We start from the raw sequence: 24,356 nt of genomic DNA on the forward strand, positions 1-24,356 counted from the left end.
CAAAAACGACAGTGGCGAGTCTTGCAGACGGACAGATAGCAAACCGTGACATAGCGATGTTTCCTCAAGGTGACCAGTAAAGTGTAGCAAGCAGCGGTAGTGTAAATAATAAACGGGCCGTAGCCCGTTTATTATTGCGTATCGATTGTGTGATTAGTTGGGGCTACCCGACACGTAATCTAGCTCAACACGGCGGTTTTTAGACCATGCATCTTCATAGCTGCCATCAGCAACAGGCTTTTCTTTGCCGTAAGAGACGACGGTCAGTTGGTTCGCGTTGACACCGGCGCTGACTAAGTAACGAGCCACAGCGTTGGCACGGCGCTCGCCAAGAGCCAAGTTGTATTCACGTGTGCCGCGTTCATCGGTATGACCCGAGAGCTGCAGGCGTGCGCTGGAATGGTTGATTAAGTATTGCGCGTGAGCATTGAGACCACCATAAGCAATCGCGGTGATATCGCTAACGTTGGTGCCGAAGTAGTACACACGAATGCGCAACAGGTCGGTAGAGCTAGACAAGCTATCGGTAGAGATAACTTGAGACGAGCTATCGGCAATCACATTGCCTTCGATGGGGTTACCGAGGTTAGCAGAGCCAGTCTCAGGCATTGAGTCAATGTTTTCGGCAATCGGTGTGACTGCTTCAATGGCTGGCGCCGGTGGTAAATTCTCAAACTGCGAATCGTCATTGGGGTCGATAGGGCGAGGGCCTTGGAAAATCGAGCAAGCCGAAAGACTTACGATGATTGCACCAACGGTGGCCAGCTTAACGGACTTGGCAAGTTTCAAGATGTGCTCCTTAGTTTCAAAAATGAACAACGATTTTTTTTTCATGGTTTTAACGTATTCGTTGTCATCCACGAGTCGCAGTAGCTCAAAAAATATTCAGGCTGCTGTATACATGGCGCAACATTAACTTACATCGGCATTAGCGTAAATAGGGAGACCATACAGGTTCACGAACTTCGCCATCGACCGCGGGTAATCGCATCTTAAAACGGCCATCCAAAGACATAATGCCAAGCACGCCTAAACTGCCTTTTCGGGTCGCATAAACGACCATCTGACTATTGGGTGAGAAACTTGGTGACTCATCCAAAGGTGTATCGGTGAGGATGCTGAATACGCCGTTATTAAGATCTTGAATGCCGATAGCGTAAGTGCTGCCGCCAGTTTGGTGGACGACGGACAGGTAGCGGCCATTAGGGCTGATATCACCGCGGGCATTAAAGTTGCCGCTAAAGGTGAGGCGTTTGGTTTCACCATTGGCGATATTGAGACGATAAATTTGTGGGCCGCCACTGCGATCAGAAGTGAAAATGAGTGATTTTCCGTCATTGCTCCAGCGTGGCTCAGTGTCGATGGCGGGGTTATTCGTTAAGCGCTTCAGTGCGTTGGTGGTGAGATCCATTAGGTAAATTTCTGGATTGCCATCACGAGATAATGTCAGTGCCATCGATTTACCATCGGGCGACCATGCTGGGGCGCCATTAAGGCCAGCAAAGTCGGTGAGCTTAGTGCGCTGACGAGTGGCTAGGTTTTGCACAAAAATGGCCGGCTTACGGCTTTCGAAAGAGACATAGGCAACTTGGCGAGCGCTTGGCGACCATGTTGGCGACAAAATCGGCTCAACAGAGTCGAGCAAGGTGATTTGACGCTCGCCGTCGATATCAGAAAGCTCAAGACGATAGCGGCGCTTGCCGTCACGCTTGTATTGGTTCACATAAAGAATTTTTGTCGAAAATACGCCCGGCTCACCGGTAACTTGCTTATAAATGCGATCGCTAATGTAGTGCGCGGCATCACGCCAGCGGCTGGCATCAACAGTAAAGGTTTCGCCTAAAACGCGCTCAAGGCCACCTTTTTTCAATAGCTCATAGCGGAATGAGTAGCGGCCATCGGCGGTTTTACTGGCTTGACCAATAACAACTAAGTCGGCTGCCACATTTTGCCAAACGCCAGGTAGCATTTCGGCGCTGCTACTGGGCCGACCGGGCAGGGCCGCTGTGTCGAGCGAGCGAAAACGACCGCTACGATCTAAGTCGGCTCGAATGATGTTTCCGGTGTTATCGCCTGCGGATATGCCGCCAAAAGGTACGACGGCGATGGGCAATGCGTCATCTAAGCGCTGAGTGATTTCAATGGTCAGAGCCGCTTGGACTAAGCTTGAGACCAGCAGCAAGCATAGGCCGAGCCAAGTGTGACGCAACACCATAAGTTACTCCTCAGTAGTATAGTTCAGCGAGAATATACGGAAGTTATCACGAAACACAGCTGCATCGGCAGGAACCGGTAGCGGGCTGGCGCGTAAAACAGCATCTTTAACGCTGGCGTCGAAGGCTTCATTGCCGCTGCTTTTGGTGACGATAACCGACGTGACTTCGCCGCCCGGAATTAGCGTGATGCGCATCAGTGTGCTGAGCTGTCCGCTTACTTGCGGTGGGCGGCGCCACTGACTTTTAATTTTACGGTTGATGGCTAGTGTGAACTCTCGCAACTGCGCCGCTTGTTGTTTAGCTAGGGCGGCATTGGTCGCTGAGTTGGCTAGGTCATCAATTTCGGACTGCATTTGCTGGGCAAGCACTTCCTGCTGCTTACGACGTATGTCTGCCTCTTGCTTGGCTTGCGCGGCATCGGCAATTCGTTTGGCCTCATCCATGACGCGTTTTGTTTCAGCGGCGGGGTCTGGACTTTTCTCAAGCTTTTTATCAGGCGCGGGCTTAGGCTCTGGATCAGGTTTAGCTTTTGGCTTTGCGTCTGGCTTCTGTGCAGGTTTAGTTTCAGTCTTTGGCTCAGGCACAGGCTCTTTTTTAGGCTCTTTTTTAGGCTCTACTTTGGGCTCTACTTTGGGCTCTACTTTGGGCTCTACTTTGGGCTCTGGCTTTGGCTCAATTTTCGGCTCTGGGTCAGGAGCCGGCAATGGTTCGGGCGCAGGTTCAACTGCTGGTGCCGATGACTTAGGTGCCGCCTTTACCGTGGTTGGAGGTGCTACCAACATTGCTTGCATAGCTCTAGGAACGTCCGGCAATGTATGTGGTCGAGCAAATAGCACCAAGATCAACACCAATACGGCGTGACCAATAAGCGATAGCGTGGTGGCAGGCCAGCTCAGCTTCATCGAGCGTTAATCCTGCAGCAAGACGAGTTTGCACCGCTCAACATCGCGGGTGAGCTATTTAGTAAGCAGACTAAACGGCTGGGCGCTCTCATGGCGTGTTGGGTAACTCAGTCAGCAGGCCTACTTGCGTGACGCCAGCTTGTTGCAGAGATGACATCAGCTCAATGACACGGCCGTAGCTGACGCGCTGATCGCCATTAACCAAGACTGGCAGCTTTTCACCGCGTGATTGACGTAGCGCCCGAATCTCATTCGGTAGGTTTTGCATGCTCACTTCATTTCGCGTGGTCGGGTCAGATTGCAGCCAGAAGCTGCCATTGGCTTTAATGGTGACGATGAGCGGCTGTTGGTCATTAATTGATAATGCATCGGCCTCAGCTTCAGGCAAGTCGACCTCAATACCCTGCGTGAGCATTGGCGCTGTGATCATGAAAATTACTAGAAGCACCAACATGACGTCGATATAAGGCACCACGTTCATTTCCGACATGGGCTTTTTGCGTGGGCGCCGAAACGAAGACTGTAAGCTCATGCTTAGTGGCCTGTGCTCGAGCGAGCAGAGTGTGCTTCGCGATGCAAAATGCTGCTTAGTTCTTCGGCGAAGATTTCGTAGCGCGACAATAAACCATCACTTTCTGCCGCAAAACGGTTGTAAGCAAGCACTGCTGGAATAGCAGCAAACAGGCCGATGGCAGTAGCAATCAAGGCTTCTGCAATGCCGGGGGCGACCACTGCGAGCGTGGCTTGCTGCACTTTTGCCAAGCCAATAAACGACGACATGATGCCCCAGACTGTGCCAAATAGGCCGATGTATGGGCTGGTAGAGCCAACGCTGGCCAAGAAGGGTAGTTGTGTTTCTAAGCGAGTTTGCTCAACGCTCAGCGCAATGCGTAAAGCACGTGCCACGCCTTGCATGGTGGCATCTGGGTCGGCATTTTTTTCACGCAGACGGAGAAACTCTTGGAAGCCGGCACGGAATAGATTCTCGCAGCCAGAATCGGTGCTAGGTGATTGCGCTACTTGTTCGCTGAGTTGACGCATATCAGCACCGGACCAAAAGCGTTCTTCGAATTTTGATGCCAGTGTTTTTGCGCGGCTATAGACAGCGCGGCGCTGCATGATAATGCCCCAAGACATCACAGAGGCGATGACAAGAATAAGCATGACAGCCTGAACAACTGGGCTGGCACCGAGGATTAAGGAAGTGATGGTCATCTCGGGAGCAGCGGTCATGGGGTATTTCCTAGCAAGGGTGCAAGTAAGTCGGACAAGGTAGTGGGCAGCGGCCGTGGTTTCAAGTGCTGTTGGTCAACACAGGCAACTTCAATATGAGCATCGGCTATGAAGACGCCGGCGCGCGTAATGCGTTGACGAAAATGTAGCGATGCACGGCCAATTTTACTTATGGCTGCGCTGACCATGAGATGGTCATCTAGGCGAGCGGGTTGTTTATAGTCAACGCTGGCGTGACGGACAACGAATAACACGGGGTCTGGGCTCGTTAAATAATGGTCAAAGCCGAGGCTACGCAAGCATTCGGTGCGAGCGCGCTCGAAAAACTTTAAGTAGTTGACGTAATAGACAATGCCGCCGGCGTCGGTGTCTTCAATATAGACGCGCACAGGCCAGCTAAACTCAGTCATTACGCTGCTCCGGCGGCTTTAGGCCGAGTTGCAACCACGCTTGTTGGCTGGCCATGCGCCCGCGAGCCGTACGTATTAGTAAGCCTTGCTGAATCAAATAGGGCTCGATGACATCTTCAAGCGTGCCAGCATCTTCAGAAAGTGCCGCCGCCAATGACTCAACGCCAACTGGACCGCCGCTAAATTTTTCTATTAATAGCAATAAGAAGCGCCGATCGAGGCCATCGAGTCCTTGTGGATCAACATCGAGCAGAGTCAATGCATCTTGAGCGATGGCTTGCGAAATGACGCCATTGCCTTTGACCTCAGCAAAGTCACGCACGCGTCGTAGCAGTCGATTGGCGATACGCGGTGTGCCACGAGCTCGGCGAGCGATCTCAACCGCGCCTGCAGGCTCGATTCGCAAATTCAATAAATCTGCAGAGCGGGTGACGATATGCGTTAAGTCGGCGACGTTATAAAACTGTAAGCGTTGCACGATGCCGAATCTGTCGCGCAATGGCGAAGTGAGCAGGCCAGCGCGCGTGGTGGCGCCAATCAGTGTGAATGGCGGCAGGTCGAGCTTAATCGAACGCGCGGCAGGGCCTTCGCCAATGACAATATCGAGCTGATAATCTTCCATTGCTGGATAAAGAATTTCTTCCACTACCGGCGATAAGCGGTGAATTTCGTCGATAAATAAGACATCACCGGCTTCTAGGTTGGTCAGGAGTGCGGCTAAATCACCAGCGCGCTCAAGCACAGGGCCGGAGGTTGAGCGCAATTCGCCGCCCATTTCTCGGGCAATGATATTAGCCAGAGTGGTCTTGCCTAAGCCTGGTGGACCGAAGATTAAGGTGTGGTCTAGCGCTTCTTCACGGCTGCGCGCGGCCTCAATGAAGATGGCCATTTGCTCACGCACTTGCGGCTGACCGATATAGTCTTCAAGGCGCGTTGGGCGAATGGCGCGATCAATGGCTTGCTCTAAAGGTTTGCGCTCACCGGTGATGAGGCGATCGGATTCGACACTCATGATTTCAATAGGCCTTTTAGCGCGGCGCGGACGACACTGGCGGTGTCATCGCTGTTTAAGGCACTGTCTTTTAGCGCGGCATTAACCGCCCGCTGCGCCTCTACTGGCTTATAGCCCAAGGCCACAAGCGCGCTCATCGCCTCTTCACTGGCGGTTGCCTCTGGCACCAGCGAAACATTGGCGGCTTTTTGCTCGCCGGGCAATGACACGGAGAACTTATCAAGTTTATCGCGCAGTTCTATCACTAAGCGTTCAGCGGTTTTTTTACCAATGCCAGGGATGCGGGTGAGGGTGGCGATATCTTCGCGCTGCAAGCAGTTGCGTAAGGCGCTGACTTCCATGCCGGAGAGTATAGTTAAAGCCAGTTTTGGCCCAACGCCACTGACTTTTATCAGTAGCAAAAACACGCTGCGTTGCTCGCGCTCATGAAAGCCAAAAAGTTGATGCGCATCCTCTCGCACAGCCATATGCGTCCACAAGGTCAGCGGCTCGTTCGTGCTTGGTAGCTGATAATACGTGGTCAACGGCACATCTACGGCGTAACCCACGCCCTGAACATCGAGCACAATATGTGCGCTTTCTTTATCGATCAAAATGCCGCTTAAGCGCGAAATCATGCCACGTTATCCTTGTTATATGAGGCTGCTCTGGACCGAATTGGCACATTGTGTACGAGCCTGCCGTGAGGCATTAACGGCCACGGCCTCGACGCAAGCCAGTAATCGTCATTTTTAGCATATTTGCGTTGGCATGAGCATGGCACAAGGCAGCCGCTAAGGCATCGGCAGCATCGGCTTGTGGGCACGTTTGTAGCTGTAACAGGCGCATGACCATGTGCTGAACTTGTACCTTATCGGCTGCACCGGTGCCAACTACAGACTGCTTAATTTGTCTGGCGCTGTACTCGGCAACACTTATGCCGGCATGGCCGATAGCAACTAGCGCGGCTCCGCGAGCTTGGCCTAGTTTGAGTGCTGAGTCGGCATTATTCGATAAAAATACTTGCTCGACACTGGCCTGAGTTGGCTGCCATTGCGCGATGACTTGGCTTAAGCCTTGGAATATCGTCAGCACCCGCTCAGGCAGCGTCTCTTCAGTTTTCATACGGATGCAGCCGCTGTCGACATAGCGCCAACCACGACCCTCGGCGGCAATGATCCCGTAGCCGGTAATGCGCGAGCCGGGATCAACGCCGAGGATGATGCTCAAGCGTGGCTTACGCGTTCAGCGCGGCCATCACTGCCTCGCTGAAATTGGCGTTGGTGTAGACGTTTTGCACATCATCAAGATCTTCTAACATATCGATTAGCTTGAGGATTTTCTCGGCCTGCTCAAGTTCAGTGATGTCGGCCTCGGTGCTGGCTTTCATGGTCACTTCAGCTTGCTCAGACTTAAGGCCAGCAGCCTCTAAGGCATCAGCGACGGCACCAAATGCTTCTGGCGTGGTAACAACAGTGAAGCCATCTTCATCGCTTTCGACATCTTCAGCACCGGCCTCTAAAGCAACTTCGAGCAGGCGGTCTTCATTGGTGTCGGCGCTGAAAACGATTTCGCCACGCTTAGCAAACAAGTAAGCCACTGAGCCGCTGGTGCCCAAGTTGCCACCATTTCGGCTAAAGCCATGGCGCACTTCCGAGACTGTGCGGTTGATGTTGTCGGTCATGGTTTCGACCAACACTGCAACACCGCCAACGCCATAGCCTTCATAGGTGAGTTCATCGAGCTTCTTATCGTCGTCGCCACCAGCACCACGCAAGATGGCACGGTTGACGACATCGCGCGTCATATTCGCACCCAAGGCCTTGTAGACAATGGCACGCAAACGCGGGTTGTCGGCTTCATTGGGGCCGCCTAAGCGCGCAGCAACGGTAATTTCACGAATAAACTTGGTGAAAACTTTGCCGCGCGAGGCATCGGTACGCGCTTTTTTATGCTTGATGTTTGCCCATTTGGAATGTCCAGCCATGGCTTACTCCTTAGGCGCCAGTTACGGGCGTAGTTGTCGGTGTGGTTGCTGGCGCGGCCACTTTCGCCTCTTCACGCAGACGAATACCCAGTTCACGTAACTGCTTAGCTTCAACCGGCGCTGGCGCATGCGTCATTAAGCATTCGGCAGTTTTCGTTTTCGGGAAAGCAATCACGTCACGAATGGAGGTCGCGCCAGTCATCAGCATGACTAAGCGATCGAGGCCAAATGCCAAGCCGCCGTGGGGCGGTGCACCGTATTTCAGTGCGTCGAGCAGGAATTCGAACTTCTCATTGGCTTCTTCATCGCTAATGCCCAGGGCTTTAAACACGGCCTTTTGCATGTCGAGATTGTAAATACGCAGTGAGCCGCCGCCGAGTTCGGTGCCGTTGAGCACCATGTCATAGGCGACCGAAATGGCTTCGCCTGGATTAGTTCTCAGTGTCTCAACGTCGCATTTTGGCAAAGTGAAAGGATGGTGCACTGAAGTCCACTGGCCATCGCTGATTTCTTCAAACATCGGGAAGTCGACGACCCATAGCGGTGCCCATTCGCAAGTTAGCAATTTTTGATCGTTGCCAACTTTCACGCGTAATGCACCGAGAGCGTCATTGACCACACGGGCTTTATCGGCGCCGAAGAAGATCAAGTCGCCATTGCCAGCGCCAGTACGCTCGATGATGGCTTTTAACGCGTCATCGGGCAGGAACTTAACGATGGGCGATTGCAAGCCACTGCCTTCGCCATTATGGATATTGCTGACATCGTTGACCTTGATGTATGCCAAACCTTTGGCGCCATAAATGCCGACAAATTTGGTGTATTCGTCGATCTGGCTGCGTGGCATAGCAGCGCCGCCAGGTACGCGCAGGGCGGCGATACGGCCTTTAGGATCTTTCGCTGGGCCGGCGAAAACTTTGAACTCAACCTTGTCCATCAAATCAGCGACATCGACCAACTCTAAAGGGTTACGTAGGTCGGGCTTGTCTGAACCAAAGCGGCGCATGGCATCGGCATAAGTCATGCGCGGGAAGGCGTCAAATTTCACACCGAGCAGCTGATCAAACAGCTCAACGGCCATATCCTCAGTGATCTGCATGATTTGCTCGTCGTTCATGAACGAGGTTTCGATGTCGATCTGTGTGAATTCTGGCTGACGATCGGCGCGCAAATCTTCGTCACGGAAGCATTTAGCGATTTGGTAATAGCGATCGAAGCCGGAAACCATCAATAACTGCTTAAACAGCTGTGGTGACTGCGGCAGCGCAAAAAAACTACCGGGCTGTGTCCGTGACGGCACCAAGTAATCACGCGCGCCTTCTGGTGTGGCACGAGTCAGGATGGGCGTCTCCACATCTAAGAAGCCGTGGCGATCTAAATAATTGCGAATTAGCGTAGTGACCTTTGAGCGAAAACGCATGCGCTCGAGCATTTCTGGTCGACGCATATCGAGAAAACGGAATTTAAGACGGGTTTCTTCGCCGACGTTGCTGAAGTCATCGTTGAGCGGGAAGGGTGGCGTTTCTGATTGCGCCAAAATTTCGATTTCTTTGCCCAAGACTTCAATTTGACCCGATGGCATGGTGCTGTTTTCAGTGCCGGCATAACGCTGGCGCACACGGCCAGTGATTTTCAGCACATATTCCGAGCGAGATTTATCGGCGGTAGCAAATGCTTCTGGAGTATCTGGATCAATGACTACTTGCACCAAGCCTTCGCGATCGCGCAGATCGAGAAAAATCACGCCGCCGTGATCACGACGACGGTGCACCCAGCCGCATAGAGTCACGGTTTGGTCGATAAACGATTGATTCAAATTACCGCAATAATGGCTACGCATAAGGCCAACTTCTCAGATCAAAAATGGGGTGAATAGCTGTTGCTAATTCAGCAGGTGGGCAAGTATAGCGAAGTCGCCGTGTGCCTGCGAAGGATGAGGCTATAAAGATTGCTTTACAGATGAAAAATCTTGGAGTAAATAGCGCGTTTAGCGGCGCAATTGCATGCTCGAGCATGAGCTATCGCCAGCTAAACACGATAACGCGTGGCCTGTAGGAGGGCTTGGTGATGGAAGAAGCATTTTTAGAAGAAGATGCGGGTGATCAAGATAACGAAGAGACGGAAAAGACCAATTCCGTTAAAAACGTGCTCGATAAGCGTCGAACCTTAGATGACAAGCTCGACGAGCGCCGCCTACGTCGCGAACTACGCGACTACGATTTCGATTTAGACGATTAATTGTTCGATTGCTCAAGCCAGTTAGCGCCTTGAACTTGCACGTCGGCGCTGACTGGGCATAATGGCGGGGTTCGATTCACTCACATAAAACAAGGATTTGATCATGGCTTTTGAATTGCCCGCACTGCCTTATGACAGCGCCGCACTTGAACCACACATCACTGCGCATACCTTAAGTTTCCATCACGCTAAACACCACAATGCCTATGTGACTAACTTGAATAACCTGATCAAAGATACTGATCTGGCTGACAAAAGCTTAGAAGACATTATGAAGGCTAGTGCTGGTGATGCCGCTAAAGCAGGCATCTTCAACAACAGCGCACAGGTGTGGAACCACACATTTTACTGGAACAGCATGACGCCTAATGGCGGCGGCAAGCCAACTGGCGCCATCGCTGCAAAAATCGATGCTGACTTCGGCTCATACGATAAGTTCGTTGAGTTGTTCAAAGCCGCAGCAGCTACACAGTTCGGCTCAGGCTGGGCATGGTTGGTTGTTGGTACCGATGGCAAATTAGCCGTCACCAAAACCGGCAACGCCGACTCACCATTGGTTCATGGCCATAAAGCCCTGTTAACCATTGATGTCTGGGAACACGCTTACTATCTGGACTTCCAAAACCGTCGCCCAGATTACATCAGCACATTCCTAGACAAGCTGGTTAACTGGGACTTTGCCAACGCCAATTTGGCAGGCTAAGTGCCTAGTGACGCGGCTACTTTGACCACGAAGTTGCCGCGTAACGTGTCTACAAAAAAGCACCCTCGTGGTGCTTTTTTGCATTCCGAGACCATGTTGCGACGCCATGTGCGCATGCTTATCAACTTACGTTGGGCATTTGCGCTACTGCTTGTGCTGATGGCATTCGCTTGCGAATGGCTAGCTGAACCTGCGCCAAATTGGTTTACAAGCCTGCTTTTGGCTTTTTCTTTACTGATACTAATTAACGTATTGAGTCAGCTACGGCTGCGCTCAACGCTCGCTGTTGATCATGACGAGTTATTTCTCCAGCTACTGTTTGATCTAGTGGTTTTGACCTGGCTATTTCGCGAGAGCGGCGGCAGTAGTAACCCCTTTATTACCTATTACCTTGTGCCACTGGCGGTAGCTGCATCGACATTGGCGTGGCGACAAACGTACTGCTTAGCGCTGCTGATGCTTAGTGCCTATGGCGCGTTATTTTGGTGGCCTATCCCCGTCGCGCAAAATCCTTGGCCGTGGCATAGCTATGAAGGTCATTTGCTCGGCATGTGGGCAAACTTCGGCATTAGTGCTGGCTTGCTGGTATTTTTTCTCAGCCGTATGCATCAGCGCTTACGGGCACAAGAGCAGCATCACATTGAGCAGCAGCGCCAGCAGTTATTACGCGATCAGGCGTTGGCTTTAGGCTCTTTAGCAGCCACTGCCGTGCATGATTTAGCGACGCCGATTGCCACCTTAACGCTATTGGCGGAAGAGCTAGATGGCGTGTCGACAGATTTACGTGCCGATGTTCAAGCCCAGCTACAGCGCTGTCGTAGTATTTTGGCTGAGCTGCGTGAGCAAGCGCAGCATCCTGAGCTGTTGCCAGAGCAGCCTTTGGCGCAACTCATGGAACATATTGTTGCGCCATTACGTGAAAGCTTCGCCAGTAAAAAGATCACGCTGACTGTTAGCTCACCAAGTACTGCGCTTGCTATGCCGTGGAAGGCTCAGCAAGTTATTAGTAATGCTTTGAAAAATGCTTTGGAGGCGCCAGCCACGGAGGTTTTCATTAAGGCGAGTGCCAATGCTGTGCATTTTAGCTGTGAGATTCGTGACAATGGCCCGGGATTCACGCAGGCCATGCTCACCGCGGCACATGAGCAGCGCTTGGAGCCTTATGCCAGTCAAAAGCCTGATGGCTTAGGCCTTGGTCTGTGCTTGGCGCTGATTACCTTAGATGAGCTTGGCGGCTCGTTATCGCTCAGCAATGATGCCGGTGCAGTGGTGAGCATTACGTTACCGCTGCCGCTGGCGTCAAAATGATGCGCTTACTAATGAGTCGCCGATGAAGTTACTTATTATTGATGATGATGAAGGTTTTCGTTCAGCCTTGGCGCGCGCCTGTGAGCGCCGTGGCTGCACAGTTGCCGTGGCGGCTGATCGTGCATCGGCTCTAGGCTTAGCTTTAGAGTTTGAGCCGGATGCAGCGGTAGTGGATTTGCGTTTGGCTGATGCTTCGGGGCTGGCGTTGCTGCCTGAGCTTCTGGCTATTCGGCCGGCATTGCGCATGCTCATGCTTACTGGCTTTAGCTCGATTGCGACAGCAGTGGATGCAGTGAAGCGCGGGGCGGTGAACTATTTGGCTAAACCTGCATCTGTGGAAGACATTTTGTCCGCCTTGCGCGTAGGCAATGCACCCGAAGAAACGGCGGCGGATCGTCACGTCGATGTGCCGGCTTTAAGCGTGGATAGGCTGGCTTGGGAGCATATTCAGCGAGTGTTATTGGAAGAGGATGGCAATGTGTCGTCGACCGCGCGTCGCTTAGGAATGCATCGGCGCACATTGCAGCGGCGCTTAAGTAAACGCCCTGTGGCTAATTAAGGGCCGCTGTCAGTAGCGGCCCTCATCAAAAGCACTACGGCAATATTGGCCCAGTACGACGGGCTTTAATAAAGCCAATGATTCCTGGCAATACACTCAAGCCGATGATGCCGAAAATCACGAAAACAAAGTTTTCTTTCACGACAGGCAGGTTGCCAAAGAAATTGCCTAGCGTGACAAATGTGCCGACCCAGAGAATGCCACCAAAGACATCGATGGCGAAAAAGCGGCGATAGTTCATGTGGCCAACGCCAGCAACAAACGGCGCTAAGGTGCGGACAATGGGCATGAAGCGGGCAATAACGATGGTTTTGCCGCCATGTTTAGCAAAGAATGACTGCGTGCGATCAAGATCCTTGCGGCGTATCCAGCGCGAATCCCAGGTGTAGACACGCTCACCAATGGTGCGGCCAACCCAGTAATTGCAGTTGTCACCTAGCACCGCAGCAAACCAGAGCAGCAGCGTCAATGTCACTGGGTCCATGATGCCAGTCGCGGCCAGTGCGCCGGCGGCAAAGAGCAGGCTGTCGCCGGGTAAAAACGGCATCACGACTACGCCAGTTTCGACAAACACGATGAGAAATAGCAGACCATAAATCATGGTCGAACCGTGCTCATTGGCGAAGGTTTGCAAGTGAACATCCACATGCAAGATGAAGTCGATCAGTTCCATACGCGCTCCAAATGTGCGGCAAAGTTATCAAGGCTGGTGGCGCCAACGAGGTTGTTTTGCGGCGTGCCAGCGGCATCCCAAAACAAATACGCGGGTGGGCCAAATAAGTTGTTTTCTGACATCCACGCTAATTGGTCGGCGGTGGTGGCGGTGATATCAAATTTGATGCGTTTCGCCGGTTTTAATAGCGCTTGAATGCTGGGTTTGGCGAGCACATCGTTTTCCATTTCGATGCAGCTCACGCACCAGTCTGCGTACACATCGACAATGACTGGCTGGCCTTTGGCTTTAGCCTCGGCAATTAGACTATTGAGATCTGCGCGCTCGCTAACGCGGACAAAGCCCAGAGCGTCTTCACCGTTGCCGTTTTGCACAGCTTTAGCGGGCAGCTGCCATGGTTTTAGCAATTGATGGCCACCTTGCGCACCAGACCAAACGAGGCTGCCGGCATAGATCATCATAATGGTGGCGAGCAGTAAGGCGAGGAGGCGACGCTGCGAGCCGATGCTGACGAGGCCAAGCGCGCTTAGGCCGAAAAATACGCCCCAGCCAATTTGTGCCTGAGCAGGGCTGACTAAGCGTAATAACATCAATGCGGCAACGGCGAGCAAGCCCCAGGCGAATAGGCGTTTGACGTTATCCATCCAACCGCCAGCTTTGGGAATCAAGCGCGCGCCGCCGGCACCCAGCACGAGTAATGGCAGGCCCATGCCCATACTTAGGGCAAATAAGGCGCTGCCACCGAGGACGGCATCTTGGCTCGTGCTTAGGAAGAGCATGACGCCAGCCAATGGTGCTGATACGCAAGGCGAGACGATGACGCTGCTGATTGCACCCATGACAAATACTGAACCGTAGACGCCACCGCGTTGTTGCTGCTGCGCTTGGTTGAGTTTATCTTGCCAGGCTTGCGGCAGGGCGATGGCGCGGCCTTGCCAAAGCATGATGGCGAGTGCAATAAAAATCAGCGCGAAGCTGATGAGCACAGCCGGCTTTTGCAATAAGGCCGAGATGTTTGCCGCCGCACCGAGGCTGGCAATGAGCAGGCCGGCGATGGTGTACATGACACTCATGCCGAGCACATAGCTCAGCGCCAATAAAAAGCCTTGGCGTGCGGTTGGCGTTTTTTGCCCTGCAATAATGGCCGATAAGATCGGCAGCATCGGCAACACGCAGGGCGTGAATGCTAGGCCTAGACCTAGCAAAAGGAACATGCCTAGCACAACTGGAAATGAGGCTGTTGCTAGCCATTGTGCTAGGGCGTTGGCGTTGGTGGCATCTGGTGCAGTTGAGGGGGCTGCAACTTGAGGTTGGAGATTTTCAAAAGAGGCTTGCTCTTGTTGAATCACAGCAGGCGCACTCGCCATCGTAGCTGAGCCGCTTAAATCGGGCTGCCAACGCGCCAAGTCCACAGGCACGCGCCAAACTTCTGGCGGATAGCACAAACCCGCATCGGCGCAACCTTGGTAACGCACCAAAAGCTCGACAACACCGGTCGCCTCATGCGCCGGCGCCGGAATCGTCAGATTAATATATTCGCGATAGACCGTGACGCGGCCAAATGTCGGGTCGTCATGGCTTTCGCCAAGGCTGGAGATGGTATGCGCAGGCAACATGGGTGCAATGCTGCCATCGGCCCATTTCAGCTGAAATTGATTATCGTAAAGATAGTGCCCTGGCGTGATGGCAAAATGCAGAACTAGGTCGCCATCTTCTGCTAAAACACTAGGAATAAACGCTTGATCAACGGGTAAAAATTCGCCTTGGCGCGGCGTATTGCCAAAAAGGCCAGAGGCATGACTTACGCTGGTGCTAATAAACAGCAAGCAAAAAAGCGCAAAGGTGAAAAGGCCGCGTTTCATGCGTAGATCACGCGGCGCAGGATAAGCTAGCGACTGAGAGCAATTCATGGCGTATTCAAACTCGGCATGGCAAAACCTATGAGATTAAGCACATTTCAGGGCAGTTAAGGCGCGCAAGTATGGCCTGCACGGGCGAAGGCTGCAAAGCCTATGCCGACAAATCCGTCGGTGATGCTAGAGAGACGCATAAGCCGAGCGCTTAGGCTACACTACGCGCAGATTTTTCGGGGGTGGCCGTGTTACGAGTGCAAGGCTTGAGTGCGTGGCGAGATGACCGTTGCTTATATTGCGATGTCGATCTGTCGTTGCCGACCGGCACGGTCATGCAAATTCGCGGCCCCAATGGCGCTGGCAAGACCACTTTGCTTAAGCACATCGCAGGTTTGTCAGGGCGGCGAGCAGGGCAGGTTAGCTGGGCATCTACAGACAGTCATGATGACCGCGATACCTTCACGCAACAGATGCTTTATCTTGGCCATTTGCCTGGCGTGAAATCGGCCTTAACTGTGGCTGAAAACCTACAAGCCCTCGCGGCGTGTCGCGGCATCAATTTGTTGACGCATACTATTTCGCAAGCACTCAATACCGTTCACCTCGGCGGCTATGACGATATGCCATGCCACCAACTCTCTGCCGGCCAATTGCGCCGCGTTGCACTAGCCCGACTGTTTACTGAGCCTGTGCCGTTATGGCTGCTCGATGAGCCATTTACCGCGATCGACCAAGCTGGCGTGCGCGAGCTAGAGGGCTGGTTGGCAGCACACAGCGAGCAAGGTGGCGTGGTACTACTCACTACGCACCATCCGTTAGCGCTAAACTGTCCGCTGCAATTCCTTGATCTTCAACCGATTGTTGAGGACTGGCACTGATGTCGGCCTTTACCGCGGTGCTTGTTCGCGATCTCCGCATCGGTCTGCGCCAAGGAGGCGGCTGGCTAAACCCGCTGGTTTTTTTCCTGATGGTGATTGCGCTAATCCCGCTCGCGGTAAGCCCTGCGCCCGATAAATTGCGTGAGCTCGCCGGTGGCATCATCTGGATTGCGGCCTTGCTGGCCGTGCTACTGGCTATGGATGGGCTGTTTCGTAGCGACTTTGACGATGGCACGCTAGAGCAATTATCGCTACATTCGGCGCCATTGGCGTGGCTGGTGCTGGCAAAAATCATCGCGCACTGGCTGCTTACTGGCCTGTGTTTAACGTTGCTGGCACCATTAGCGGCGCTGTTACTAAACTTACCGGCACATGCCATTGGCGTGCTGTGTTTGAGCTTGCTCATGGGCACGTTAACGCTGAGCTTGATTAGCGCCATCGGTGCAGCATTGACGGTTAGCTTGCGGCGTGGCGGATTATTGGTGCCATTAATTACCTTGCCACTGCACATTCCAGTATTGATTTTTGCCACAGCTGCCGTGCAAGCCAGTGTCGCTGGGCAGCCTGTGTCTGGTTTTATGGCCTTATTAGCGGCATTTTTATTACTGGCACTGATGATCGCGCCAATCGCTAGCGCTGCCGCCATTGGCCTGACCCAAAGTATTGATTAACGCGAGTACAACGACCGAGATGAATGTATATAAACGAGCGTGGGCAAGCATTGAAAGCACAGTAAGCCCGCGGCATTTTTACCGCTTAAGTGGGCTTTGGCTGCCATGGTTTGCTTGGCCTGCCGCGATATTGCTCAGTGTTGGTCTGATCTGGGGCCTAGCGATTGCCCCCGAGGATTACCAGCAAGGTAATAGCTATCGCATTATTTTCATTCATGTGCCGGCGGCAAGCTTGGCCATGGGCGGCTATCTACTCTTGGCCATCTGCGCGGTGATTTCACTGGTGTGGCGAGTGAAAACAGCCGATGCCGTGGCGCGTGCGGCAGCTCCAGTGGGCGCGCTATTTTGCTTGCTAGCACTGATTACCGGCTCGCTTTGGGGCAAACCAACGTGGGGCACTTATTGGGTGTGGGATGCACGCCTGACTTCAATGCTGATTTTGCTGTTTTTGTATTGCGGCGTGATGGCTTTGCAGCAAGCTTTTGATAGCCAAAGCCAGGGCAGCAAAGCTTCGGCCCTGCTTGCTTTGGTCGGCGTCATCAACCTACCCATCATCAAATACTCGGTGGAATGGTGGAATACGCTGCATCAAGGCTCAACCTTTCGCATCACCGAACGGCCAACCATGCCGCCAGATATGTACCTACCGTTGTTAGTGATGTTTTTAGGGCTGTATTGCTTGTTTGCTAGCGTGATTTTAATGCGCAGCCGTCATGAGATTTTGCGCCGAGAAGTGCGTAGTCGCTGGGTGCAGGCAGAGATTCATGGTGAGGCAGCTATAGCCGAATTAGTCACACCCTCGAACTCAGTAGGAGGCCGCTAATGTATTTCGCAAGCTGGTCTGAGTTTTTCGCCATGGGCGGACATGCGCCTTATGTTTGGGCCTCCTACGGCATTATGATTTTAAGCCTTGCGGCGTTGATTATTGGCTCGCGCTTAAGTCAGCGCCGTTGGCTGGCATTGCAACGCCGACGCCGGCAGATTGCACAACAACATTTCTCTGCGGGAAAACCTAATAAAACCACTATTTCAACCACTCAGGAGCGCTAAACCATGCATCCACAACGTCGCCGTCGCCTAATTTGGGTCGTGCTATTGCTGCTAGGTTTAGGTGCGGTTGTTGCGCTCGCTAGCTATGCGCTGCGGCAAAACATCAACTTGTTTTACACACCTAGCCAACTTGCGGCCCATGAAGCGCCGGAAGGCCGAAACATTCAGGTTGGCGGTTTGGTTGTGCAGGGTTCGGTGCAGCGTTCGCCAGACAGCCTTGCTGTGCGCTTTATGCTCAGTGATTTAAAAGCCACTGTCCCGGTGCAATTTACCGGCATCCTGCCCGATTTATTTCGCGAGGGGCAGGGCATTGTCGCCAATGGTGAGTGGGTCAATGGCGAGGTTGTCGCCAGTGAAGTCTTGGCCAAACACGATGAGAACTATATGTCGCCGCGGGTAAAAGAGGCCATTGAAGCAGCGGGTCATCCTGGCGATAAGCCCGCTTATTGAGCCTTTCGAGTCATTCTTATTGAGAGACTCGAAAGGGCTTTACTGTGACGCTTGTTTAAAGCGCCACAGCCAAGTAGTTAGCAAGGTCAACACACCTAGGCCAGCCATCAGGCTATACAGCGATAAGCCCAGTACGCCGAGCACCACCATCGCGATCAATGCGCTGCTGACCATAAATAGCGCATTGAGTACGTTGATGCCGGCTATTACTTGCGCGCGTTCATGCTTGGCCGCATCGGCCTGAATTAGTACATATAAAGGCACGATATAGAGGCCCGCACCGAAGCCGACTGCTGTGAGCTGAAATATATGACGCCAGACGCCAGACGTTCCCATCCATTGCCGCAGATTTAAGAGCTCACCAACGTAGTGCTGGTTAGGGATGAGCAGGCTTAGCGCCGCCATCATTAGGCCGCCGACCATCACCACTCGACCTGGTGGCAACACTTTCACTAGTGAGTGACAGGCCAATGAGCCAATGCCAATGCCAACCGAAAACAGCACCAATAGAGCCGTTGCCACGCCAGCATCACCACCTAAATAAAGTGCGGTGAATTCGGGCAGCTGCGTTAGCCATAGTGCGCCAAATAACCAAAACCAAGAGATGCCTAAGCTTAGTTGCCAGCGAAAGGCATTGCGCCGCAGCGCGCCTAAGCAGGCCTTGGTGTTACGTACGAGATGATAGTCAGTGCGCTGTTTTGGCTCGATGGCAACACCGATCGGCATATTACGGCTAAAAGCCCAACCAACCACAGCTAGGAAAATCAGGCTGCCACCCAGTACAGCGACATCAGCATCAAACACGGTGACTAATACGCCGCCAAATAAGCTGCCAAGCAGAATCGCCAAAGATGTGGCGGTCTCAACTAAGGCGTTGGCTGGCATCAGAGCATTGGGGGCTAGGCGCTCGGGCAACCATGCATATTTTATCGGGCCAAATAGTGCTGACTGTGAGCCCATGCCAAATAGTGTGATCAGTAGCAGCGGCAATGACTGCAAATAAAATCCAAGAAAAGCCAAGCTCATCAGGCAAATTTCTAGCACTTTAACTTGCTGGGTAAGTTGGGCTTTCTCGAAGCGATCAGCCCATTGCCCAGCGATGCCGGAAAATAGAAAGAACGGCAGAATGAATAGGCCAGCGCAGAGGTTGGTGAGTAGGCCAACGGGCAGTTCGCTATAGGTGGCAGTTTGGAAGGTCAGTAATAAAATCAGCGCCTGCTTAAACGCGTTGTCGTTAAAAGCGCCGAAAAACTGAGTACCAAACAATGGCCAAAATTGGCGCTGAGCGAGTACGTGACGTAGCGAGACCATAAGTGAAACTCGTAGCGGAATTTAGCGTCGAGTATGCCCAGACTGAGGCGATAATCGCTATCATGGCGCATTAATTTTTCCATAGGCTGTGGGCATGCGCCGAATTAGGCAAAAAATCATCCTGCTGTTGACCGCGCTGCTAATAACGAGCGCGGCATGGGCAGATGACTGGCGCTTTCAAGTGACGCCAGATAGCTTGCGCGCGGTGGTTGAGCTCGCAGCTGGGCCTTGGTATGAAAAAGGTGAATTGCTTGATGTCATCGACCTCACCAAAAAGAAGCCTGAGCCTTTAACCGCAGCGGCAAAACTAGCGCGCGCCGTGGCTGTGCAAGATGCCATTAATGACACCTTAAAAGCTGTTGGTTATTACGACGCAGAAGTCAGTGTTATGCCTGCAGGCGAGGGCATGGCTGTGATCGTGGCAGCAGGTGAGCCTGTGCTTGTTGATAATATTGAGCTGCAATGGCTGGGTGAAAACGAGCCAGATCGTGGCTTTCGGCCACCTAAGTTTCCTTTGAAAAAAGGCGATGTGCTGAACCAAGCCGCCTATAGCGACTATAAACAATCCGTTGAGAACTTGGCTTTATCTCGTGGCTACTATTCAGGTCATTGGGTCACGCAACGCATTGCGCTGGATTTATTCAGCCGTAAAGCAGACATCAGCTTGGCGTTTGAGCGCGGCCCGCGTTCGCATTTCGGTGAATTGAGCTTTATCGATCAAGATGGCGAACCCTTAGATGCCATAGAGCCAAAGTGGTTGCAGGCATTAACGCCATTTCAAGCGGGCGATCCCATTAGCGCTAAGCAGCTGGTGGCATTGCAAAAAAACTTACTCGATGCCCGCTACTTCCAAGATGTTCGCGTTGACTTGCAGGAAGAAACCAGCGCTGGTCAGCGCCCAGTCATAGTTCAGGTCGATGTTCGTGAGCCCAATAAAATGTCCGTTGGTTTAGGTTATGCCACCGATGTTGGCCCGCGTATTAGCGTGAATTGGCAGCGTCCGCGCTTCAACGAAAAGGGCCATGGCATTGAGGCCAGCAGCGAAGTTTCGGTAGTGCGCCAGCAAGCCGAAGTGCGCTATCGCATCCCATTTAAGCACCCAATTGAAGACACTATTCAGTTTTTAGCGGGAGTCTTGCGCGACGACATTGACGACACCCAAACTACGCAAACGGTATTAGGTGTGCAGCGCGTTATTGCACCTACTAGGGGCTGGCAACGTACGTATGGCTTGCGTTTGAGCGAGGAGCGTTTTCAGCGAGTGAGCGGCGAGTCTGGTGCGCAGGCGCTTTTAGTGCCAAGCGTGAGCTTATCGAAACTTGAAAGTCGAGGCGGGCTTGACCCCATTCGTGGCTTTAATCAGCAATATCAAATTGAAGCCGCGAGCAGAGATTTTTTCTCCGATGCAGACTTTCTGTTGCTACGTGCTAATTGGCGCCACCTCACCACGCTATCCAAACAGCATATGTTTCTTACGCGCCTAGAGTTAGGCCATATCATCAGTCCAGATTTCAGCAATGTGCCGCCTAGCACTCGCTTTTATGCCGGCGGCGACAGCAGCGTGCGCGGCTATGATTACCGCAGTATTTCGCCGGTGAATGCCGCTGGTGACAGTGTCGGCGGTCAGAATTTGGTGGCGGGCTCGTTTGAATACGCCTGGCGTTGGTTGCCAACGTGGCGACCTGCCGTATTTATCGATGCCGGCAACGCCTATACGGGCTCTTGGCAGCCGCTAAAAATAGGCGCCGGCGTTGGTTTACGCTGGATTTCCCCTGTTGGACCTGTGCGCTTCGATATTGCCTCGGCTATATCTGAGCCCGGTAAGCCGCTGCGTTTGCACTTAACGCTAGGGGCTGCGCTTTGACCGAGGAGCTAAAGCCAAACACGCCAATCAGCAAAGCACGCGGAGTGCTAGCGTTTATACTGGCTTGGCTTTGGCGGCTAAGCAGCACGATTTTGTTTTATGTCGTGTTATTGCTGGTCATCACAGCGGGCATCGTATTTTTTAGCGAGTCAGCACCGCGCTGGATCTGGCAACAGGCACAGTCTATGGTTCCCGACCTTGAGCTCGATGGCCTTTCCGGCTCATTGGCGACAGGCCTGAGTGTAGACAAACTCGCATGGCATAACGCCTCAACTGCCGTGCAGGTCGAAAAGCTAGAGCTTGCACTGAGCTATTCGCAGCTACTTGCTGGGCGTTTAGTTATCGCCAATGTGCAGGCCGATAGCGTCTCAGCTCAGGCCTTAAAGGCCAGTGAGCCAGAGGTATTTGTCCCGCCAACCATCAGCTTGCCGCTGCTTTGGGGGCTGTCTAATGCGCATATAAAGCAGCTGCATTGGAGCGCCTTTGAGGCTGAGCCGTTGACGCTTGACGACATTAAGCTATCTGCCAGAGGCCATGGCAGAAGTATTACTATTGATCAGCTGTCTCTTGCCTATAGCGAATGGAAATTACAGCTTCAGGCAGAGCTAGCGTTGAAGCAGCAGTGGCCGCTCAGTGCCTCGGTGACAATTGCCTCTAGCACGATGCCAAGCCAGCGCATCAGCTTAGCAGGTGATTTGTCGGCCTTGCGCGCGAAGCTGCGTGGGCCTGCAAAATACCCCGTTGCCTTCGATGCGACCGTCAATGCCTTATTGCCGACCTTGCCATTTCGGGGCCGTATTTCGTGGCCACAATGGCAGCCACCTGGGCAAGACGATTGGCGCTTAGCACCAGGTGCGATGACATTTGCCGGCAGCACGGAGCAAGGCGAGCTAGCCTTAGATTTGCGCGCCAACTTACTAAAAAGCTCAAGCCTAGAATGGCCTAAAAATGTCCCCAGAACTGCGCATTTGGCGGGGCCATTGCGCTGGCAAAGCCCTGAAAGCAGCCTCAAGGCCAGCATCGACTGGCGGGGCAAGCTGGGCAAAGAGCCGTGGACTATCGTCGCTCAATTTGATCAGGCTAAAACAGCGCAAACACTGGTTAATATGCGCTTAGCAAATGCATTGATCAGCGCCAAAGGCTGGCCTGATAGCGGCCTAATGGCAAGCATCCATGTGCCGCGCTTGCAGCGCTTTCAAACTCAGATCGCCGGCGCATTAACCGCAGATGCGCAGTGGCGGGGTGCTTGGCCAGACGGTCAGGGCAAAGCTAACATCTTGCTGAAGCATTTGGCTCAGTACAGCGCCGACAAAGTCGCACAGCCTTTGCTCAATCAGGCCAAGATTAAGCTCGATGGCCGTGTTGAGAAGCATAATTTAAGTCTCGATATACTCGCTGACCAAGGCGCTTTGTCATTGCAGGCAGCGGGCGGTTTGGCATTAAAAACGTTAGTTTGGGAAGGTCAGCTCAAGCAGGCCAAGCTGGCGCCAAAACAAAGCCGTTGGCAGCTCAATAAGCCCGTGGCGTTATCGCTTTCTGCTAAGCACAGCCATCTAGAACAGGCTTGCTGGAAGCAGATAGATCCAGCTTTTAGCGCATGGTTTGTTTGCGTTAAAGCCGACCTAGACCCTAAGCAATGGCTGGCAAATCTTGCTGTGCAAGCACCTAAAGGTGGTGGCTTAACGGCGAGTTTCCGGCGTAACCCTACGCTTGCTGAGCCGCCACTAGACGCTGACATAAAATGGCAGGATATAAACCTCGCCGAGCTGCCGATGGCTCTGCCCGAGGGCTTGGCTTTTGCTGGCCGCAGCGATGGCGAGATCCGCGCTTCTGGCACGCTCGATAAGCCCGTACTCACAGGGCAATGGTCGCTTGGCGCCAATTTATCATGGCCGCGTTATGGGCTTGAATGGCCTGAACTCGTCGTTGATGGCCGCCTAGCGGGGCAGCGTGCGACCTGGACGGCCAACGTAAAAGACAGCAGCAATGGCCAACTAGCCATCACAGGCGAGGCCACTTGGCAGCCCGATATTCGCGTAAAAACACAAATTAGCGGCGGAGCCATGGCCTTTGCCTATGCCCCATGGGTGCAAGGCAAAGTGTCGCCAACGCTTGATATTGCCTGGCTAGATGAGCAACTGACGATCAATGGTGAGGTCGTCGTTAATAAAGCCGATATCACATTAAAATCGCTAGCTGCAGGCGCGCCAAAGCCGTCGAGTGATGTGGTTATTGTGCGCAATCGCAGTGGTCGCGAAATTGCCCTAAGCGACACACCCAATGGCCTGCCGCTTAACTTGCGTGTTCGCGTTATGTTGGGCGAAGGCATCACGCTCACCGGTTATGGTCTTGACGCAGGTCTGCGTGGCCAGCTACTACTCACGCAAACACCAAATACCTCGCTGGCAGCAAATGGTGAAATCAGCTTAAAGCCCGATGCTAAATTTGCCGCTTATGGCCAGCGATTAACCATAGAGCAAGGCCGCTTACTCTTTGCCGGCCCGTTAACAACACCAGATATCCGGCTTACGGCCTCGCGCGAAATCGACGGCATAAAAGTCGGCGTTAATGTTATTGGTCAAGCCCCGAAACCAGCGATAACACTCACCAGTGATAGCCCGATGTCGCAAGACGAGATTTTGTCCTACTTGGTGTTAGGGCGTTCATTGGGCAATAAACAAGAAACTAGTGCCGCTGACAAACAAGCTTTGGCCCTTAGTGCAGCGCTAAATTTAACCGGGAAAACAGGTGCTATCGGCATGCTCGGCGAACGCTTAGGCCTTAGTGATTTGACCATTGGTACGCAAGGCGACTCAGACTCCACCGAGGTAGCGGTATCTGGGCGCTTAAGTGAAAAAGTGTGGCTGAGCATTGGCCGCGGCGTGTTTCAGCCGTCACAGTCGGTGACCGTGCGCTATCAAATCAATCGTCGGCTCTCGCTTGAGGCCTTAAGTGCGCTCGAATCGGCAATTACCTTGTTTTATAGCTGGCGCTTTTAGCGCTACACTAGCGCGCTAATTTTCAGCCTTTGTGAGTCTGCACCGCGTCGTTTTACGTCG

Annotated in this window: 25 protein-coding genes; 11 read left to right on the top strand and 14 right to left on the bottom strand. The window is 53.0% G+C overall.

The window, feature by feature from the left end:
- Positions 1 to 153 precede the first annotated feature (153 nt).
- The 11 genes from pal to aspS form a co-directional block, all read right to left on the bottom strand.
- Positions 154 to 789, bottom strand: a complete 636-nt coding sequence (gene pal / locus ACFQ0F_RS03700; protein WP_340674619.1) for a peptidoglycan-associated lipoprotein Pal — start codon at positions 787 to 789, stop codon at positions 154 to 156.
- 139 nt (positions 790 to 928) lie between these two features.
- Positions 929 to 2,215 (bottom strand): Tol-Pal system beta propeller repeat protein TolB, encoded by a 1,287-nt coding sequence (tolB, locus tag ACFQ0F_RS03705; protein ID WP_340674620.1) that lies wholly within the window; start codon positions 2,213 to 2,215, stop codon positions 929 to 931.
- A 3-nt stretch (positions 2,216 to 2,218) separates the two neighbouring features.
- A complete protein-coding gene (gene tolA, locus ACFQ0F_RS03710) occupies positions 2,219 to 3,118 on the bottom strand; it encodes a cell envelope integrity protein TolA (protein ID WP_379069278.1) in 900 nt (299 codons plus the stop codon).
- An 88-nt stretch (positions 3,119 to 3,206) separates the two neighbouring features.
- Complete coding sequence (gene tolR / locus ACFQ0F_RS03715; protein WP_340674622.1) at positions 3,207 to 3,650, bottom strand: protein TolR; 444 nt, start codon at positions 3,648 to 3,650, stop codon at positions 3,207 to 3,209.
- Positions 3,651 to 3,652: 2 nt separating this feature from the next.
- Positions 3,653 to 4,351 carry a protein TolQ gene (gene tolQ / locus ACFQ0F_RS03720; RefSeq protein ID WP_449304924.1) on the bottom strand — a complete coding sequence of 233 codons (699 nt, stop codon included), beginning with the start codon at positions 4,349 to 4,351 and terminating at the stop codon, positions 3,653 to 3,655.
- On the bottom strand, positions 4,348 to 4,761 hold the full coding sequence (gene ybgC / locus ACFQ0F_RS03725; RefSeq protein ID WP_340674623.1) for a tol-pal system-associated acyl-CoA thioesterase: 414 nt from the start codon (positions 4,759 to 4,761) through the stop codon (positions 4,348 to 4,350). The genes tolQ and ybgC overlap by 4 nt, the downstream gene beginning before the upstream one ends.
- Entirely contained in the window at positions 4,754 to 5,773 is a 1,020-nt protein-coding gene (gene ruvB, locus ACFQ0F_RS03730) for a Holliday junction branch migration DNA helicase RuvB (RefSeq protein ID WP_379069282.1), read from the bottom strand. The genes ybgC and ruvB overlap by 8 nt, the downstream gene beginning before the upstream one ends.
- Positions 5,770 to 6,390 carry a Holliday junction branch migration protein RuvA gene (gene ruvA / locus ACFQ0F_RS03735; protein WP_379069285.1) on the bottom strand — a complete coding sequence of 207 codons (621 nt, stop codon included), beginning with the start codon at positions 6,388 to 6,390 and terminating at the stop codon, positions 5,770 to 5,772. Before ruvA ends, ruvB begins: the two co-directional genes overlap by 4 nt.
- A 73-nt stretch (positions 6,391 to 6,463) precedes the next feature.
- Positions 6,464 to 6,982, bottom strand: a complete 519-nt coding sequence (ruvC, locus tag ACFQ0F_RS03740) for a crossover junction endodeoxyribonuclease RuvC (protein ID WP_340674626.1) — start codon at positions 6,980 to 6,982, stop codon at positions 6,464 to 6,466.
- Positions 6,983 to 6,989: 7 nt separating this feature from the next.
- Entirely contained in the window at positions 6,990 to 7,739 is a 750-nt protein-coding gene (locus ACFQ0F_RS03745; RefSeq protein ID WP_340674627.1) for a YebC/PmpR family DNA-binding transcriptional regulator, read from the bottom strand.
- A 10-nt stretch (positions 7,740 to 7,749) separates the two neighbouring features.
- Positions 7,750 to 9,579: an aspartate--tRNA ligase gene (aspS, locus tag ACFQ0F_RS03750; RefSeq protein WP_379069289.1), complete on the bottom strand. Its 1,830-nt coding sequence runs from the start codon at positions 9,577 to 9,579 to the stop codon at positions 7,750 to 7,752.
- 227 nt (positions 9,580 to 9,806) lie between these two features.
- Between aspS and ACFQ0F_RS03755 the strand changes: the two genes are divergently transcribed.
- The 4 genes from ACFQ0F_RS03755 (at position 9,807) to ACFQ0F_RS03770 (ending at position 12,547) form a co-directional block, all read left to right on the top strand.
- The gene (locus ACFQ0F_RS03755) at positions 9,807 to 9,977 is read left to right on the top strand and encodes a PA3496 family putative envelope integrity protein (RefSeq protein WP_379069292.1); all 171 of its coding nucleotides are present in this window, start codon (positions 9,807 to 9,809) and stop codon (positions 9,975 to 9,977) included.
- Positions 9,978 to 10,080: 103 nt separating this feature from the next.
- Positions 10,081 to 10,680, top strand: a complete 600-nt coding sequence (locus ACFQ0F_RS03760) for a superoxide dismutase (RefSeq protein WP_340674630.1) — start codon at positions 10,081 to 10,083, stop codon at positions 10,678 to 10,680.
- 93 nt (positions 10,681 to 10,773) lie between these two features.
- Positions 10,774 to 11,988: a sensor histidine kinase gene (locus ACFQ0F_RS03765; protein WP_379069295.1), complete on the top strand. Its 1,215-nt coding sequence runs from the start codon at positions 10,774 to 10,776 to the stop codon at positions 11,986 to 11,988.
- Positions 11,989 to 12,010: 22 nt separating this feature from the next.
- Positions 12,011 to 12,547, top strand: a complete 537-nt coding sequence (locus tag ACFQ0F_RS03770) for a response regulator transcription factor (protein ID WP_379069298.1) — start codon at positions 12,011 to 12,013, stop codon at positions 12,545 to 12,547.
- A gap of 34 nt (positions 12,548 to 12,581) precedes the next feature.
- On the opposite strand, the gene ACFQ0F_RS03775 is transcribed toward ACFQ0F_RS03770, so the two are convergent.
- Together ACFQ0F_RS03775 and dsbD are read right to left on the bottom strand one after the other, a co-directional pair.
- Positions 12,582 to 13,220 carry a DedA family protein gene (locus ACFQ0F_RS03775; protein ID WP_379069301.1) on the bottom strand — a complete coding sequence of 213 codons (639 nt, stop codon included), beginning with the start codon at positions 13,218 to 13,220 and terminating at the stop codon, positions 12,582 to 12,584.
- Complete coding sequence (gene dsbD, locus ACFQ0F_RS03780; RefSeq protein WP_379069304.1) at positions 13,211 to 15,130, bottom strand: protein-disulfide reductase DsbD; 1,920 nt, start codon at positions 15,128 to 15,130, stop codon at positions 13,211 to 13,213. Before dsbD ends, ACFQ0F_RS03775 begins: the two co-directional genes overlap by 10 nt.
- A gap of 197 nt (positions 15,131 to 15,327) precedes the next feature.
- On the opposite strand from dsbD, the gene ccmA reads away from it, so the two are divergent.
- From ccmA to ccmE, 5 genes are read left to right on the top strand one after another with little or no spacing between them, the layout of a single operon-like run.
- The gene (gene ccmA / locus ACFQ0F_RS03785) at positions 15,328 to 15,951 is read left to right on the top strand and encodes a cytochrome c biogenesis heme-transporting ATPase CcmA (RefSeq protein ID WP_379072088.1); all 624 of its coding nucleotides are present in this window, start codon (positions 15,328 to 15,330) and stop codon (positions 15,949 to 15,951) included.
- The gene (gene ccmB / locus ACFQ0F_RS03790) at positions 15,951 to 16,622 is read left to right on the top strand and encodes a heme exporter protein CcmB (protein ID WP_340674636.1); all 672 of its coding nucleotides are present in this window, start codon (positions 15,951 to 15,953) and stop codon (positions 16,620 to 16,622) included. The genes ccmA and ccmB overlap by 1 nt, the downstream gene beginning before the upstream one ends.
- Before the next feature lie 19 nt (positions 16,623 to 16,641).
- On the top strand, positions 16,642 to 17,445 hold the full coding sequence (locus ACFQ0F_RS03795) for a heme ABC transporter permease (RefSeq protein WP_379069307.1): 804 nt from the start codon (positions 16,642 to 16,644) through the stop codon (positions 17,443 to 17,445).
- The gene (gene ccmD, locus ACFQ0F_RS03800) at positions 17,445 to 17,672 is read left to right on the top strand and encodes a heme exporter protein CcmD (RefSeq protein WP_340674638.1); all 228 of its coding nucleotides are present in this window, start codon (positions 17,445 to 17,447) and stop codon (positions 17,670 to 17,672) included. Before ACFQ0F_RS03795 ends, ccmD begins: the two co-directional genes overlap by 1 nt.
- 3 nt (positions 17,673 to 17,675) lie before the next feature.
- Positions 17,676 to 18,122: a cytochrome c maturation protein CcmE gene (gene ccmE, locus ACFQ0F_RS03805; RefSeq protein WP_340674639.1), complete on the top strand. Its 447-nt coding sequence runs from the start codon at positions 17,676 to 17,678 to the stop codon at positions 18,120 to 18,122.
- A 39-nt stretch (positions 18,123 to 18,161) separates the two neighbouring features.
- Here ccmE and ACFQ0F_RS03810 read toward each other — a convergent pair whose 3' ends face one another.
- Entirely contained in the window at positions 18,162 to 19,433 is a 1,272-nt protein-coding gene (locus ACFQ0F_RS03810) for an MFS transporter (protein WP_379069311.1), read from the bottom strand.
- Positions 19,434 to 19,527: 94 nt separating this feature from the next.
- Here ACFQ0F_RS03810 and ACFQ0F_RS03815 point away from each other — a divergent pair, with 94 nt between their 5' ends.
- Positions 19,528 to 21,297: an autotransporter assembly complex protein TamA gene (locus ACFQ0F_RS03815; RefSeq protein WP_379069314.1), complete on the top strand. Its 1,770-nt coding sequence runs from the start codon at positions 19,528 to 19,530 to the stop codon at positions 21,295 to 21,297.
- Positions 21,294 to 24,296 carry a translocation/assembly module TamB domain-containing protein gene (locus ACFQ0F_RS03820; protein ID WP_379069317.1) on the top strand — a complete coding sequence of 1,001 codons (3,003 nt, stop codon included), beginning with the start codon at positions 21,294 to 21,296 and terminating at the stop codon, positions 24,294 to 24,296. Before ACFQ0F_RS03815 ends, ACFQ0F_RS03820 begins: the two co-directional genes overlap by 4 nt.
- Positions 24,297 to 24,356: the final 60 nt, after the last annotated feature.

This window comes from Paraperlucidibaca wandonensis, from assembly GCF_042677145.1.
Taxonomy (GTDB): Bacteria; Pseudomonadota; Gammaproteobacteria; order Pseudomonadales; family Moraxellaceae; genus Perlucidibaca; species Perlucidibaca wandonensis.

Excerpts from the sequence above, each read along its gene's own strand:
- ccmE (WP_340674639.1), top strand. The coding sequence starts at position 17,676 with ATGCATCCACAACGTCGCCGTCGCCTAATTTGGGTCGTGCTATTGCTG.
- ruvB (WP_379069282.1), bottom strand. The coding sequence starts at position 5,773 with ATGAGTGTCGAATCCGATCGCCTCATCACCGGTGAGCGCAAACCTTTA.
- tolR (WP_340674622.1), bottom strand. The coding sequence starts at position 3,650 with ATGAGCTTACAGTCTTCGTTTCGGCGCCCACGCAAAAAGCCCATGTCG.
- ACFQ0F_RS03745 (WP_340674627.1), bottom strand. The coding sequence starts at position 7,739 with ATGGCTGGACATTCCAAATGGGCAAACATCAAGCATAAAAAAGCGCGT.
- ybgC (WP_340674623.1), bottom strand. The coding sequence starts at position 4,761 with ATGACTGAGTTTAGCTGGCCTGTGCGCGTCTATATTGAAGACACCGAC.
- ccmD (WP_340674638.1), top strand. The coding sequence starts at position 17,445 with ATGTATTTCGCAAGCTGGTCTGAGTTTTTCGCCATGGGCGGACATGCG.
- ACFQ0F_RS03765 (WP_379069295.1), top strand. The coding sequence starts at position 10,774 with ATGTTGCGACGCCATGTGCGCATGCTTATCAACTTACGTTGGGCATTT.
- tolA (WP_379069278.1), bottom strand. The coding sequence starts at position 3,118 with ATGAAGCTGAGCTGGCCTGCCACCACGCTATCGCTTATTGGTCACGCC.
- ACFQ0F_RS03760 (WP_340674630.1), top strand. The coding sequence starts at position 10,081 with ATGGCTTTTGAATTGCCCGCACTGCCTTATGACAGCGCCGCACTTGAA.
- ACFQ0F_RS03775 (WP_379069301.1), bottom strand. The coding sequence starts at position 13,220 with ATGGAACTGATCGACTTCATCTTGCATGTGGATGTTCACTTGCAAACC.
- tolB (WP_340674620.1), bottom strand. The coding sequence starts at position 2,215 with ATGGTGTTGCGTCACACTTGGCTCGGCCTATGCTTGCTGCTGGTCTCA.
- tolQ (WP_449304924.1), bottom strand. The coding sequence starts at position 4,351 with ATGACCGCTGCTCCCGAGATGACCATCACTTCCTTAATCCTCGGTGCC.
- dsbD (WP_379069304.1), bottom strand. The coding sequence starts at position 15,130 with ATGAATTGCTCTCAGTCGCTAGCTTATCCTGCGCCGCGTGATCTACGC.
- ACFQ0F_RS03810 (WP_379069311.1), bottom strand. The coding sequence starts at position 19,433 with ATGGTCTCGCTACGTCACGTACTCGCTCAGCGCCAATTTTGGCCATTG.
- ACFQ0F_RS03815 (WP_379069314.1), top strand. The coding sequence starts at position 19,528 with ATGCGCCGAATTAGGCAAAAAATCATCCTGCTGTTGACCGCGCTGCTA.
- ACFQ0F_RS03755 (WP_379069292.1), top strand. The coding sequence starts at position 9,807 with ATGGAAGAAGCATTTTTAGAAGAAGATGCGGGTGATCAAGATAACGAA.
- ccmB (WP_340674636.1), top strand. The coding sequence starts at position 15,951 with ATGTCGGCCTTTACCGCGGTGCTTGTTCGCGATCTCCGCATCGGTCTG.
- ACFQ0F_RS03770 (WP_379069298.1), top strand. The coding sequence starts at position 12,011 with ATGAAGTTACTTATTATTGATGATGATGAAGGTTTTCGTTCAGCCTTG.
- aspS (WP_379069289.1), bottom strand. The coding sequence starts at position 9,579 with ATGCGTAGCCATTATTGCGGTAATTTGAATCAATCGTTTATCGACCAA.
- ruvA (WP_379069285.1), bottom strand. The coding sequence starts at position 6,390 with ATGATTTCGCGCTTAAGCGGCATTTTGATCGATAAAGAAAGCGCACAT.
- ACFQ0F_RS03795 (WP_379069307.1), top strand. The coding sequence starts at position 16,642 with ATGAATGTATATAAACGAGCGTGGGCAAGCATTGAAAGCACAGTAAGC.